We start from the raw sequence: 13,655 nt of genomic DNA, 5'->3' as shown, positions 1-13,655 counted from the left end.
ACTAGTCAATACAGGGGCGCTTCGACGTGCGCGGGTCGCGGATGTTTGGCTGGATGTATGAGCACGGACATCGACCTCTCGGGGGACGTCGTGAGCGACGGCACCAGCAACGAATCAGACATCGACACCACCGTCCCCGACGGCGACGGCGGGCCGGGCGGCGCCGAGCGGGTCGCGCGGCGCGACAAGGCGGTGCGGGCCGCGGTGGAGCAGGGCCTGCTCACGCCGGACGCTCCCGTCGTCGGGCTGCTCGACGTCACCGGCATACGGGAGTCCGCGACGGCGCTGCGCGCCGCTTTCGACGCGGTGGTGGCGCCGGGCACACCCGTGCTGCACGCCTTCGCAGTGAAGGCGAGCCCGCTGGTGGCGGTGCTGCGACTGCTGCGCGAGGAGGGCATCGGCGCGGAGGTGGCGAGCCCGGGCGAACTGGCGCTGGCCCGGGCGGCCGGGCTGTCACCGGCGCGTACCGTGCTCGACTCGCCCGCGAAGACCCCGGCCGAGCTGCGCGAGGCACTCGCGCTCGGCATCGCCGTCAACGCCGACAACCCGCAGGAGCTGCACCGCATCGACGCGCTGATGCGGTCGGCGAGCAGCCGCTCCCCGCTCGGCATCCGGGTGAACCCGCAGCTCGGGGCGGGTTCCATCGAGGCGATGTCCACGGCCACGGCGACCTCCAAGTTCGGGGTGGCGCTGCGCGACGAGCGGGCGCGCGAGTGGGTCGTCCAGGCGTATCTGGACCGGCCGTGGCTGAGCCGGCTGCACTCGCACACCGGGTCGCAGGGCATTCCGCTGGACCTGATGGTGCGGGGCGTGGCGGAGACGTACGCGCTCGCCGAGGAGATCAACGGGCGGATCGGGCGGCCGCAGATCGACACCATCGACATCGGCGGCGGACTGCCGGTGAACTTCTCCTCCGACGCGACGGATCCGACGTACGCGCGGTACGCGCGCCTGCTGAGCGAGGCGGTGCCGGGGCTGTTCGACGGGCGGTACGGGCTGGTGACCGAGTTCGGGCGGTCGCTGCTGGCCAAGCACGGCACGGTGGTGGCGCGGGTGGAGTACGCCAAGAGCGCCGGCGGGCGGCCGATCGCGGTCACCCACGCGGGCGTACAGGTGGCGGCGCGCACGGTCTACGCGCCGGAGGCCTGGCCGCTGCGGATCGCCGCCTACGACGCGAAGGGGCGGCCCAAGCAGGGCCCGGCGGTCGTCCAGGACGTGGCCGGTCCGGCCTGTTTCGCGGGCGACCTGCTGGCCCGGGGCCAGGCGCTGCCGCTGCTGGAGCAGGGCGACCACGCGGCGGCCCTGGACACGGGCGCGTACTACTTCGCCCACCACTACGCGTACAACTCGCTGGTCAGGCCGGGTGTCTACGGCTTCGCCCCGGACGGCGACGGCGGTACGGCCTTCGCGACGGTGCGCGAGCCGCAGACGATCGAGGAGATCGTGGCCGAGTCGGGAGGGGCGCACGCCTCGGCGCTCACCACCCTGGGCACAACCGGACGCCGTTGACGCACGCACACGGACATGCAGGTCATCTGATAGGAAAACCAGCACAGCCGACCCACCTTAGCCACCCGCCGCATTTTCCACTGGAAAATGCCGGATCCCTCACCCGCCGCCCACACGGTGCGTAGCTTCGTCGTCACTCAGCCGAACCCCAGGCGGGAGGGGAGCGACGGTGCCCGGAATCGACGAGTGCTTACTGGAAGCGATGCGGCTGCCCGGTGCCCGGGGCGCGGCACTGGTGGACTGGACGAGCGGCCTGGCCCTGGGGGTGGTCGGGGAGTCGCCGGGCGGCGACCACGAAGCGGCGGCCGTCGAGGCCGCGGAGCTGGCCCGGCTGGCCGCCGAGCACCGGGCGTTCGCGCCCGGTGACGGCGCGGACCAGGGTGCGGACGACGGCACGGCGCCGCCGGTCGAGGATCTGATCCTCAGCAACCGGGACAGCTACCACCTGCTGCGGTTCGTGCCCACGCCGTTCGACAGCAGCGTGTTCCTGCACGTGTGGCTGGCCCGCGCCGAGGGCAATCTCGCGCTGGCCCGCATCCGGCTGGGCGAGATGGCCGGACGGCTGGTGCTGGGATGACCGTGCTCGGTACCACTCCGCCGCCCCGGCTGCCGGTGCGGGACAGAGCGGCGGCCCACGCCGGGGCGGGCGGCCTCTCGCCGATGCTGACCCGGCTCGCCGCCGAACGGGCCACCGGCGTCCTCGTCCGCGAGCACGGCTCGCTCCACCTCGCCGAGGGCGAGGTCGTGCACGCCGAGAGCCCGTACGCGCCCGGTTTCGACGTGCTCCTGACGGCCCGCGGCACGCTCGACGCCGCGGCCTGGCAGCAGGCGCTGACGCAGACCGGCAGCAAGCCCGGCGCGGGGCGACTGGTGGTCGACGGCGGCCGGGTCACCGCGGGCGCGCTGGAACTGTGCCATCTGGGGGCGCTGTTCGACGCCGCGTACTTCGCCCTGGCGCCGAGCAGCACCCCGGGCAGCTTCCACTACGGGAGCGGGCAGCCGCCGGGCGCGGTCCGGCCGGTGGCCGTGGCCGCCGTGGAGCGCGAGACGGTCCGCCGCCGCGAGCTCCTGCGGCGCGTCTGGCCGGATCCGCTGCCCGACACCGCGCCACTGGTCCGGATCGCCCCGCCCGCGGCCCCCGCGGTCACCACCCGGCAGGCGGCCGTGCTCGCCCGGGTGGACGGGGTGCGCACCGCGATCGACATCGCCCGCGAGCTGGGCCGGCAGGCGTTCCACACGCTGGTGGACGTACGGCGGCTGGCGGCGGCCGGGCTCGTGGTCCCGCACCGGCCGCCCGCCCGCCTGTCGCCACCCGCCCAGCCCGCCGCTCCCGGCCCTGCCGCCCCGTCCGTCCTCTCTGTCCCCGATCCCACCATCACGCTGCTGAAAAGGCTCAGGGATGCGCTGGAGGCCCTTTGAGCGGCAGAGCCCGCGACAGCGACCACGCGCCGAGAGGAGAGAGCTGATGGCGGCCGAGCCCGACATACGCGAGGAGCTGTCTCGGCTGCGGGCCCGGGTGCCCCAGCTGACCGGCGCCCTCGCGGCGAGCATGGACGGCCGCGTCCTCGCCCAGGACACCCCCGGCGTCGCGCCGGACACCGTGGCCGCGCTCACCGCCACGGCGCTGGGCGTCGCGGCCCGGCTGGCGGACGCGACCGGCCAGGGCGACCTCCGCGAACTGCTCGTGCGCGGGGTGTACGGCTATGTCGCCACCTACGCGGCGGGCCGCTCCGCCGTGCTCACGGTGCTCGCGCAGGACCGCGTCAGCGTCGGCCGGCTGCACCTGGAGGGCCGTCGCGCCGGTATCCGGATCGGCGAGCTCATCGACGCGGAGGCGGCGGCCGCGGCTCTGGCGGCCTCCGCCACCGCCACCGCCGCCCCCACGGCCGCCGACCCCACGCCCACGCCCACGCCGACACCCACCGCCAAGCCCGCGCCCAAGCCCGCTCCCAGGACCTCCAAACCCGCGCCCGCCAAGGCCGCCAAGTCCGCCGCACCCCGGCGCACCGGGCCGCCCCCGGCCGAGCCGCCGCCCAGGCCGCCCACCGCCCCACGGGACGACCCGAAGAGCGACTCGCGCGGCGCCCCGCGGAAGGAGCCGCGGCCCGGTCCGCCGGACACACCGCCGGCCGGACCACGCCCGGGGCCACCGACCGAAACCCCGGCCAAGGCGCCGGCCACCTCACCGGCCAAGTCCACGGCCGCCCGTACCAGAACCCCGCGCGCGCCACGCAGCACTGCGACCAACGCGCGTACCACCACCGATAGTTAAGAGAACGAGGAGACTCAGTCATGGCCAACACCGAGACCACGCTGAAAGAGGCGCTCGCCTCCATCGAGGGCGCGACCGGGGTCGCGCTCGTCGACTACACCAGCGGGATGGCCCTGGGCACGATGGGCGGCAGCAAGGGCTTCGACCTGAACGTCGCCGCCGCCGGGAACACCGACGTGGTCCGCGCCAAAATGCGCACGATGGAACATCTGGGACTCAAGGCCCAGATCGAGGACATCCTGATCACCCTGTCCGACCAGTACCACCTGATCCGTCTGATCAGCGGGCGCGGCGGCAACGGCCTGTTCATGTACCTGGTGCTCGACGCCAAGCGGGCCAACCTGGCGATGGCCCGCCACCAGTTGAAGAGGATCGAGGAGGACCTCGAGGTCTGAGCCCGGGGATCCGGGTCCTCCCGCACGGTCCGCCATCCGGTCCGCCACCTGGGCCGACGGACCGGCCACACCGGCGGAAGGACCCGCCCCACCGGTCGAAAGACCGCTCGCGCCGGCCGAAAGACCCGCTACACCAGCGCCGCGGCGCGGCGCCGGGCCCCGCCCGGGGCCGCGTCGCCCGCCGCGATGCCGGTACCGCGGTAGCCCTTGACCGCCTTGCCCGCCGGACGCCCGCCCCGCGCGTCGAGCCAGTCGACCCGCACCCACAACAGCGCGTCCTCGGCCCGCTCGCGCCGTCCGAGCCAGGCGGCCTTCAGCCACAGCCCGGTACCCAGGCCGGCCAGCAGCATGCCGCCGGCCGCGGGCACGGCGACGGAGCTGCCCAGCGCGACCACGACAGCCGGCAACAGCCACCAGCGGTGGCCGTGCCGCCAGTTGCGTACGGTCACCGCGCGGTCCTGGAGCACGTCGTGCTTGCCGGCCCGGGCGGCGCCGCGGGCCAGGGCGGTGTAGCGCCCCCGGCGGCGGTACGCCATGACGGCGACCGCGACGACGAACAGCGCCGCCCCCGCCATGACGCCGATCCGGCGGCCGGTGACACCCGGCAGCAGAGCGCCGACACCCGCCGCGAACACCCCGGCCCACCACAGCGGCGCCGCTCCGGCCCGTACGACGACGGCCACCCGCACCAACCCCTGGCCTCCACGTACCACGTCACGCCTCCTCGTCATCCGGCACAGTTCCGTTGGCCGGACACGCTAGCGAGCGAAGGTGAGACGAGTCTGAGAGCGTGCGGACGCCCGCGGGTCACTCCACGAACAGCCCCCGGGCCGCCGCCCGTACGTCGAACTCCTCCAGCCGGGCCTGCGCGTCGGGCAGGTCGTCGCACATGGCCTCCAGCAGCACCCGCCCGAGCAGCATCGGCGCGCACGCGGTGTCGAAGGCGAGCCCGGTGCCGACGGCGGCGGGCAGCAGCAGGTCGGAGACCTTGGCGACGGGCGCGAACGCGGAGTCGGCGACGGTCACCACCGCCAGGCCGGCCTCCCTGGCGTAGCCGAGGGTGTCCACGACCTCGCGCGGGTGCCGCGGCAGCGCGAAGCACAACAGCGCCGAGGCGCCCGCCCGTACGGCGGCGTCGATCCGGTCGTGGACCATCGTGCCGCCCTCGTGCAGCAGCCGTACGTCGGGGTGGACCTTGGCGGCGAAGTACGCGAAGCCGTAGGCCTGGGAGGCGGCGGCGCGCAGGCCGAGGACGGGCAGCGGACGCGAGGCGGCGAGAAGGCGGCCGGCCCGCCGCACCGGCCGCGGGTCCGCGAGCACCTCCGCGAGGTGCTTCAGATTCTCGATCTCCGCCTCGACGGCCTGCTGGTACTCGTTGTACGAGGCCGAGAGCGCCGCCTGTTCCACGGGCGCGACCTCGCGCAGATGCCGGCGCAGGGCGGGGTAGCCGTCGAAGCCGAGGGCGACGGCGAAGCGGGTGACGGACGGCTGACTGACCCCCGCGAGTTCGGCCAGCTCCACGCTGGACAGGAACGGCACGTCGGCGGCCCGCCGCACCATGCTGTGCGCGATGCGCCGCTGGGTCGGCGTCAGCCGGTGCCCCTCGAAGAGCGCCTGCAACCGTGCGGCGGGACTGTCCGGCACCCCCACGCCCCGGTCCACACCCCGGTCCGCGCTCGTGTCCGCGGTCATCACTCGCTCCCCCTCCAGATCTCCGTGAACCGGTCCAGCAGCCCGGTCGCCGCCGTCACGTCGTCCGTGAGCGGCCGGTCGGCCATGTCCTCGTCGAGCGCCGACTCGGCGAACGCCAGCGCCCGGCCCACCGGCAGCTCCGGGTCGGGCCGAAGGCCGCGCAGCCGCAACGCCCGTACGGCGGCGACGAGTTCGCAGCCCACCACGAGACGGTACGCGCCGCACGCGCGCAGTGTCTGGCGGGCGGCGAGCGAGGCGAAGCTGGCCTGCTCCTCGACGCCCCGGGAGAGTACAGCGTGGCCCAGCGAGGCGGGCGCCGAGCAGGCGCGCAGCTCGCCGAGGGCGGCCCCGGCGGCGTACTCCAGGATCATCACGCCGGACGAGGCGGGTTCCTGGTCGGCGAGGAACGGCTTGAGGCGGGTGAAGCCGGGCTCGTTGAGGGTGGACAGCCGGGACGTGGACAGCCGGGCCACCTGGGTCACCGCCAGCCGGAAGTGGTCCAGGGCGAGCGCGAGCTGGGCCATGTAGAAGCCGCCGTGGTGGTAGGCGGCCATGCCGTCGGGAGAGATGAGGGGGTTCTCGGCGGCCGCGTTGATCTCGACCCCGAGGACCTCCTCCAGCGCGTCCGCCGCGTCCTGCGCGGGACCGTGGATCTGCGGCAGGCAGCGGAAGCCGTACGGGTCCTGGATCCGGCCGAGGGGAGGCGTCGGCCGGTCCTCGGCGCCGATCAGCTCCCGCATCCGGCGCGCGACCCGGCCCGATCCCCGGTGCGGGCGGGCCGCGTGCACGGGGGCGGCGTACGCCTCGTGCGAGCCGTCGACCGCGAGCAGGGACAGGCCGGCGACGACCTGGGTGGCCTCGATCAGCCCGCGCAGTTCGTGCAGGGCCAGCGCCGACTGGCCGAGGGTGAGGGCGTTGCTGCTGATGAGGGCCAGCGCGTCGTTGTTGTCCAGGGGCTGGGCCGCCGGTGCGCCCGCCCCGCGCCACGGGTGCTCCCCGGCGAGCGCCAGTCCGAGCTGGGCCAGTGAGGCGATGTCGCCGGTGCCGACCGAGCCGAACTCGTTGACGACCGGGTACGCGCCGTTCTCCAGCGCCTCGCACAGGGCCGTGATCACGCTGGGCCGCAGCCCGGCGCCGCCCGCGAGGAGTTGGTTGGCCCGCACGGCGAGCATCGCCCGCACCTGCCGGGCCGGCAGTTCCTCGCCGATGGCGCCGGCGTGACTGCGCAGCAGCCGCAGACCGTGCCCGGCGGCGGCCTCGGTGGGCACGTCCTCGTTCCGGTTCGCGCCCACGCCGGTCGAGCGGCCGTACACGCGACCGGTCGCCGCGATCTGCCGGGCGGCGTCCCAGGACGCCTCGGCCCGCCGCATCGCCTCGCTCCCGGGGACGGGCCGGGCGCTCCCGTCGGCGAGACGGGTGACGTCCGCGACGCCGAGTCCGACCCCGTCGAGGACCACGAGGCCGGCGGGGCCGGAACGCACGATCTCCGGCGCGTCCACGATACGAGACGGCATAAGGCCCAAGCTCCCCTCAATCCGGACATTAGATCTCGCCTGCCGGTCATCGGTTACCTCGGATTAACACCGGAGCATTGACAACCTATTCAGACACCAAGAACTCTGCATGACGTTATACAGCCGGGCAAGGGACATCTCATGATCCAGTTCGATGCGGTCCACAAGCGTTTCCCGAACGGCACGACAGCAGTCCACGATCTCTCCCTGGAGATGCCGGAGGGCGGTGTGACGGTCCTGGTCGGATCCTCCGGTTGCGGCAAGACGACCCCCGGGAGATCCTCATCCCCGCCCTCAAGGGCGGCGACATCGACCTCCTGCCCGAGTACCAGGGCGCCCTGCTGCACTACCTCGCGCCCAAGGCCACGCAGACCGAGGAGGGCGCGATGCAGAACGCCCTCGCCGTCGCCCTCCCGTCCGGCCTCCAGGTCCTGCCGTACGGCATGGCCGAGGACTCCGACGCCTTCGTCGTCACCCGCGAGACCGCGCGCGAGTACGGCCTGACCTCCCTCGCCGACCTGACGAAGCAGAACGGCAGGCTGGTCGTCGGCGCCGCGCCCGAGGTGAAGAAGCGCCAGGTGGGCGTGGTCGGGCTGAAGGACGTGTACGGGGTGGAGTTCAAGGAGTTCAAGTCCCTCGACTCCTCCGGGCCGCTGGTCAAGGGCGCCCTGAAGAAGGGCGACGTCGACGTGGCGAACCTCTTCACCACCGACACCGACATCCAGGCCAACGACTGGGTGGTGCTGGCGGACCCGAAGAACCTCGTCCCCGGCCAGCACATCGTGCCGCTCATCGCCGACCGCAAGGCCGACTCCACCGTCCGCAAGGCCCTCGCCCGGCTCGGCAACACCCTCACCACCGAACAGCTCACCGAGCTCAACCGCCAGGTGGACAAGGACAAGAAGGATCCCGAGGACGTGGCGAACGCCTACGCCGAGCGGCACGGGCTGGCGAAGTAGCCGGCTGAGCGCCGCTGTACCGGCTGCTCGCGCGGCGCGACACGGCGTACGTCCCGGAGCGGACGGCGTACGCACGGGGAGACCGGCCCGGGCCGGTCTCCCCGCTGCCCCGGACAGGCCGGGGCGCGGGGCCCGGCGACCGGGCCGAACAGGGGGGCTACCCCCAGTGCGGCGGGCGCGTCCGCTGCCTACCGTGGGTTTCCATGACGGCAAGGGAGACCATCATGGACGCGCGGGACGCCGACCTGAAGAAGGAACTCGACGCCACCCTGCACGCCCGCAGGGAACTGGGCGAGGAGTACGAGTCCGCACTGGTCGACTCGTTCCTGGAGAAGATCGACCAGCGCATCGACGGCGCGGTCGAGCGCCGGGTGCGACGGCAGCTGGCCGAGCGGCAGATGACGACGGCCCGGGGCGCCCGGGCACCGAGGGCCACCGACTCCTGGGGCGAGCGTTTCGGCTTCGGCATCGTCTCGCTGGTCCTGGCGGTCCCGCTGTCCGCGATCGGCGCGGGGACCGCGCATCTGCCGGGCCTGATCGCGTCCTGGATCGGCATCGTCGGCGTCAACGTGGTCCAGGCCGCCCGCACGACCCCCGGATTCTTCGGCCGCCGTGGGACGTCCCGGGACAGCGACTGGGAGGACTGACGGCGCCACCGGTGCCGTAGGCGCCGGGCGCCGGGGCGGGCAGGCGGGGGGGAAAAGCTGTGCGCGGGGACCGCCGCACCCCCGTTGCCGGGGGGCGGGACGACGGCGGTCCCCGCGAGGGACGCGTGCCGGGTCAGGGCCGGGCGTGCGCGTCCTTGGCGCCGGTGGAGGTCCGGGAGCCGCTCCGGAGGTCCGTGACGCCGTTTTCGGTGCCGGCGGGGGCGGGGAGCCGCTCCCGCCCTGCCGACACCCACCAATGTGCCGGACTCGTGTTAAGCCGGTGCTGCGCGGACGTGACACCCTCGTACCACTTCCGCGAAGTCACCCCTTCCGCAGGTCACCCTGAGTTCGCGTCGGACACGGACCGTTCAGCGGCGCTTCGCGTCCACGTCGCGTCTACTTCGCGCCCTTGGCGAGGAACGCCAGCAGGTCCTGCCGGCTGACCACGCCGGTCGGCTTGCCCTCGACAAGCACGATCGCCGCGTCCGCGCGGCCCAGGACGGACATCAGGTCCGCGACCGGCTCGCCGGAGCCGACCTGCGGCAGCGGGGCGGACATGTGCTTCTCCAGCGGGTCGTCGAGCGAGGCGCGCTGGGTGAACAGGGCGTCGAGCAGCTCGCGCTCCACCACGGACCCCACGACCTCGGCGGCCATGACGTCCGGGTGTCCGGCGCCCGGCTTCACGATCGGCATCTGCGAGACGCCGTACTCGCGCAGCACCTCGATGGCCTCACCGACGGTCTCGTCGGGGTGCATGTGGACGAGGGAGGGGATGATGCCGCCGGCCTTGTGGCTGAGCACGTCGGCGACACGGGCGCTCGGCCCGGCGTCCTCCAGGAAGCCGTAGTCGGCCATCCACTCGTCGTTGAAGATCTTGCTGAGGTAGCCGCGCCCGCTGTCCGGGAGCAGGACGACCACGACGTCGTCCGGGCCGAGCCGCTCGGCGACGCGCAGCGCGGCGACGACGGCCATGCCGCAGGAGCCGCCCACCAGCAGGCCCTCCTCCTTGGCCAGCCGCCGGGTCATCTGGAAGGAGTCCTTGTCGGAGACGGGGACGATCTCGTCGGCGACCGTCCGGTCGTAGGCGGTCGGCCAGAAGTCCTCACCGACGCCCTCGACGAGGTAGGGACGCCCGGAACCGCCGGAGTACACGGACCCCTCCGGGTCGGCGCCGACGACCTGGACCCTGCCCTCGCTGGCGTCCTTCAGGTAGCGCCCGGTGCCGGAGATGGTGCCGCCGGTGCCCACGCCCGCCACGAAGTGCGTGATCCTTCCCTCCGTCTGCTCCCACAGCTCGGGGCCGGTCGAGTGATAGTGGGAGAGCGGGTTGTTGGGGTTGGAGTACTGGTCGGGCTTCCACGCGCCGGGCGTCTCGCGCACCAGCCGGTCGGAGACGTTGTAGTACGAGTCCGGGTGCTCGGGGTCGACGGCCGTCGGGCACACGACCACCTCGGCGCCGTACGCGCGCAGTACGTTGATCTTGTCCGTGGAGACCTTGTCGGGGCACACGAAGATGCACTTGTACCCCTTCTGCTGCGCCACGATCGCGAGCCCCACGCCGGTGTTGCCGCTGGTCGGCTCGACGATGGTGCCGCCGGGCAGGAGTTCTCCGCTCTTCTCGGCCGCCTCGATCATGCGCAGGGCGATGCGGTCCTTCACGGATCCGCCCGGGTTGAAGTACTCCACCTTGGCCAGGACGGTCGCCTGGATCCCCGCGGTCACGTTGTTGAGCCTCACCAGCGGGGTGTTGCCGACGAGGCTGATCATCGAGTCGTGGAATTGCACCGTTGTCTCCGGTTGCTGCAAAAGAAGTGGTCGTAGTGGTTCCGCCAGCCTACGGCCCACGGAAGACGTTCACTCCTGGTTGAGATTGACCGACGGGCTGTACGGGGCAAGGAGTGGTTGTACGGCTACGAGGAGGTGGCGGCGACGCATGACGAGCATGTCGAGGGCGCGGGTGGCCCGGCGGATCGCGGCGGGCGCCGCGTACGGGGGTGGCGGCATCGGGCTGGCGGGCGCCGCGGCCGTCGGTCTGCTGCTGGCGGAGGCGGAGCTGGCCCGGCGCCATGTGGGCAACGGCGCGCTCAACCACGTACCGAGCGCGGAGGGCCGCTACGGCCATGGTTACGACGTCCCCGGCGAGCCGCCGCTGCGGCTGACGATGCTGGGTGACTCCACGGCCGCGGGCCAGGGCGTCCGCCGGGCCGGCCAGACGCCGGGCGCGCTGCTGGCCTCGGGGCTCTCCGCGGTGGCCGAACGGCCGGTGGTACTGCGGAACGTGGCCCTTCCCGGGGCCCAGTCGGACGACCTCGACCGTCAGGTGGCCCTGGTGCTCGCCGACCCGGCCCAGGTACCCGACGTCTGCGTGATCATGATCGGCGCGAACGACGTGACCCACCGGATGCCGCCGACCCGCTCGGTGCGTCATCTCTCCTCGGCGGTACGGCGACTGCGCACGGCCGGCGCGGAGGTCGTCGTCGCCACCTGTCCCGACCTGGGCACGATCGAACCGGTGCAGCAGCCGCTGCGCTGGCTGGCCCGGCGGGCCTCCCGGCAGCTGGCCGCCGCGCAGACGATCGGGGCGGTCGAGCAGGGGGGCCGGACGGTGTCGCTGGGCGACCTGCTGGGCCCGGAGTTCGAGGCGAATCCGCGCGAGCTGTTCGGTCCCGACCACTACCACCCCTCCGCGGAGGGGTACGCCACGGCCGCGATGGCCATCCTGCCGACGGTCTGCGCCACCCTGGGCCTGTGGCCGGCCGAGGAGGAGCGTCCCGACGCGTCCCGCCGCGAGGGCTTCCTGCCGGTGGCCCGCGCCGCGGCCGAGGCGGCGTCCGAGGCGGGCACCGAGGTCACGGCGGCGATGCCGACCGGGCCCCGGGGCCCCTGGGCCCTGCTCAAGCGCCGCAGGCGCCGGCGCGTCCCGGAGACGTCCCCGGCCCCGGTCCACACCCCGAGCTGACCGATCCGGCCGGCATCGGCTCCCTCCCGGCGGGCGAGAAGCGGGGGCCGGGGTGCCGCGTGCCGTTCCCTCGCAGGGGCCTGGGAGGGAACGGCACGGGAAGGCGCGGTGGCCGGCACGGAAAGCAAGCGCTTGGAAACTGCGGTCAGAGTCACACGTCCATTCCCGTGACCCGGACCATACGGACAGGTAACTTCCCAGACAGTCCGCCTTCGCCCATCCCCGTACGCCAATGGAGCCGTGATGCCCGAAGCCGTCATCGTCTCGACCGCCCGCTCCCCCATCGGCCGCGCTTTCAAGGGCTCGCTGAAGGACCTGCGTCCGGACGACCTCACCGCCTTCATCATCCAGGCGGCCCTCGCCAAGGTCCCGGAGCTGGACCCCAGGGACATAGACGACCTGATGCTCGGCTGCGGCCTCCCCGGCGGCGAGCAGGGCAACAACCTCGGCCGTATCGTCGCCGTGCAGATGGGGATGGACCACCTCCCCGGCTGCACCGTCACCCGGTACTGCTCCTCGTCCCTCCAGACGAGCCGCATGGCCCTGCACGCCATCAAGGCCGGTGAGGGCGACGTCTTCATCTCGACCGGTGTCGAGATGGTCTCCCGGTTCGTCAAGGGCAACTCCGACAGCCACCCGGACACGCACAACCCCTTCTTCGCCGAGGCCGAGGCCCGCACCGCGGCCGTCGCCCAGCAGGAGGGCACGACCTGGCACGACCCGCGCGAGGACGGCGTCGTCCCGGACGCGTACATGGCGATGGGGCAGACCGCCGAGAACCTCGCCCGCTGGAAGGGCGTCACCCGTCAGGACATGGACGAGTTCGGCGTCCGGTCGCAGAACCTCGCCGAGGAAGCCATCAAGAACGGCTTCTGGGAGCGCGAGATCACCCCGGTGACCCTCCCCGACGGCACGGTCGTCGGCAAGGACGACGGCCCCCGCGCCGGTGTCACCCTCGACGGCGTCCAGGGCCTCAAGCCGGTCTTCCGCCCCGACGGCCTCGTCACCGCCGCCAACTGCTGCCCGCTGAACGACGGCGCCGCCGCGCTGGTCATCATGTCCGACACCAAGGCCCGCGAGCTCGGCCTGACCCCGCTCGCCCGCATCGTCTCCACCGGCGTCTCGGGCCTCTCGCCCGAGATCATGGGCCTCGGCCCGGTCGAGGCCTCCCAGCAGGCGCTGCGCCGGGCCGGGCTGACCATCGACGACATCGACCTGGTCGAGATCAACGAGGCGTTCGCCGCCCAGGTGATCCCGTCCTACCGCGACCTCGGCATCGATCTCGACAAGCTGAACGTCAACGGCGGTGCCATCGCGGTGGGCCACCCCTTCGGCATGACCGGCGCCCGCATCACCGGCACGCTCATCAACTCCCTCCAGTTCCACGACAAGCAGTTCGGTCTGGAGACGATGTGCGTCGGCGGCGGCCAGGGCATGGCCATGGTCATCGAGCGTCTCAGCTGATCCCCCGAGCCCACCCTCGAACGCACTCGCGACCGCTGAAAAGCCGTCAGTAGTCACCGTTCGACCCAGCGTCACGCATCGGCCCAGAACCCGGAAACCGCCAGGGTTCTGGGCCGATTTGTGATCCAATCTCCCTCAGGATGTGACCTATCTCCCCCGAGGGAGGGATCAACGCAGGTCAGCGCCGTTCCACCACCAAACCTCGAGGCCAAAGTCCGGCCCGTTTCGTGACGTTACGCACTGA

General features: G+C 73.1%; 11 protein-coding genes and 3 pseudogenes. 10 read left to right on the top strand and 4 right to left on the bottom strand.

From position 1 onward, the window contains the following. Nucleotides 1–57: 57 nt before the first annotated feature. From ACWCQK_RS25815 to ACWCQK_RS25795, 5 genes and pseudogenes are all read left to right on the top strand, one after another. Complete coding sequence (locus ACWCQK_RS25815) at nucleotides 58–1,509, top strand: diaminopimelate decarboxylase (RefSeq protein ID WP_451158702.1); 1,452 nt, start codon at nucleotides 58–60, stop codon at nucleotides 1,507–1,509. A gap of 169 nt (nucleotides 1,510–1,678) precedes the next feature. After that, a complete protein-coding gene (locus ACWCQK_RS25810; RefSeq protein ID WP_451158700.1) occupies nucleotides 1,679–2,086 on the top strand; it encodes a hypothetical protein in 408 nt (135 codons plus the stop codon). Next, nucleotides 2,083–2,928 carry a transcriptional regulator gene (locus ACWCQK_RS25805; RefSeq protein WP_451158698.1) on the top strand — a complete coding sequence of 282 codons (846 nt, stop codon included), beginning with the start codon at nucleotides 2,083–2,085 and terminating at the stop codon, nucleotides 2,926–2,928. Before ACWCQK_RS25810 ends, ACWCQK_RS25805 begins: the two co-directional genes overlap by 4 nt. Before the next feature lie 46 nt (nucleotides 2,929–2,974). Then, nucleotides 2,975–3,550, top strand: a pseudogene (locus ACWCQK_RS25800) (roadblock/LC7 domain-containing protein); the annotation flags it as partial. A gap of 251 nt (nucleotides 3,551–3,801) precedes the next feature. Continuing rightward, nucleotides 3,802–4,176, top strand: a complete 375-nt coding sequence (locus ACWCQK_RS25795) for a roadblock/LC7 domain-containing protein (protein ID WP_152890494.1) — start codon at nucleotides 3,802–3,804, stop codon at nucleotides 4,174–4,176. 128 nt (nucleotides 4,177–4,304) lie between these two features. Here ACWCQK_RS25795 and ACWCQK_RS25790 read toward each other — a convergent pair whose 3' ends face one another. The 3 genes from ACWCQK_RS25790 to ACWCQK_RS25780 all read right to left on the bottom strand — a co-directional run bounded on the left by ACWCQK_RS25790 (nucleotide 4,305) and on the right by ACWCQK_RS25780 (nucleotide 7,382). Then, on the bottom strand, nucleotides 4,305–4,907 hold the full coding sequence (locus ACWCQK_RS25790) for a hypothetical protein (RefSeq protein WP_451158696.1): 603 nt from the start codon (nucleotides 4,905–4,907) through the stop codon (nucleotides 4,305–4,307). A 76-nt stretch (nucleotides 4,908–4,983) separates the two neighbouring features. Then, nucleotides 4,984–5,868, bottom strand: coding sequence for a MurR/RpiR family transcriptional regulator (locus ACWCQK_RS25785; protein ID WP_451158694.1), 885 nt, complete (start codon nucleotides 5,866–5,868; stop codon nucleotides 4,984–4,986). Continuing rightward, a complete protein-coding gene (locus ACWCQK_RS25780; protein ID WP_451158692.1) occupies nucleotides 5,868–7,382 on the bottom strand; it encodes an aromatic amino acid ammonia-lyase in 1,515 nt (504 codons plus the stop codon). The genes ACWCQK_RS25785 and ACWCQK_RS25780 overlap by 1 nt, the downstream gene beginning before the upstream one ends. 141 nt (nucleotides 7,383–7,523) lie before the next feature. Between ACWCQK_RS25780 and ACWCQK_RS25775 the strand changes: the two are divergent. The 3 genes and pseudogenes from ACWCQK_RS25775 to ACWCQK_RS25765 all read left to right on the top strand — a co-directional run. Continuing rightward, nucleotides 7,524–7,652: pseudogene (locus ACWCQK_RS25775) on the top strand (ATP-binding cassette domain-containing protein); the annotation flags it as partial. Between the two features lie 2 nt (nucleotides 7,653–7,654). Further along, nucleotides 7,655–8,341, top strand: a pseudogene (locus ACWCQK_RS25770) (ABC transporter substrate-binding protein); the annotation flags it as partial. A 224-nt stretch (nucleotides 8,342–8,565) separates the two neighbouring features. Next, nucleotides 8,566–8,988, top strand: a complete 423-nt coding sequence (locus tag ACWCQK_RS25765) for a hypothetical protein (protein ID WP_451158813.1) — start codon at nucleotides 8,566–8,568, stop codon at nucleotides 8,986–8,988. A 396-nt stretch (nucleotides 8,989–9,384) separates the two neighbouring features. Here ACWCQK_RS25765 and ACWCQK_RS25760 read toward each other — a convergent pair whose 3' ends face one another. Continuing rightward, nucleotides 9,385–10,773 (bottom strand): cystathionine beta-synthase, encoded by a 1,389-nt coding sequence (locus ACWCQK_RS25760; protein ID WP_451158690.1) that lies wholly within the window; start codon nucleotides 10,771–10,773, stop codon nucleotides 9,385–9,387. Nucleotides 10,774–10,921: 148 nt separating this feature from the next. Between ACWCQK_RS25760 and ACWCQK_RS25755 the strand changes: the two genes are divergently transcribed. Beyond that, entirely contained in the window at nucleotides 10,922–11,947 is a 1,026-nt protein-coding gene (locus ACWCQK_RS25755) for an SGNH/GDSL hydrolase family protein (protein ID WP_451158688.1), read from the top strand. A 243-nt stretch (nucleotides 11,948–12,190) separates the two neighbouring features. Further along, nucleotides 12,191–13,411: an acetyl-CoA C-acetyltransferase gene (locus ACWCQK_RS25750; protein WP_451158686.1), complete on the top strand. Its 1,221-nt coding sequence runs from the start codon at nucleotides 12,191–12,193 to the stop codon at nucleotides 13,409–13,411. Nucleotides 13,412–13,655: the final 244 nt, after the last annotated feature.

Source organism: Streptomyces sp. NPDC002306, assembly GCF_053593435.1.
Note: the sequence above shows the minus strand (reverse complement) of the source record. Positions and strands in the feature narration are given on the sequence as shown.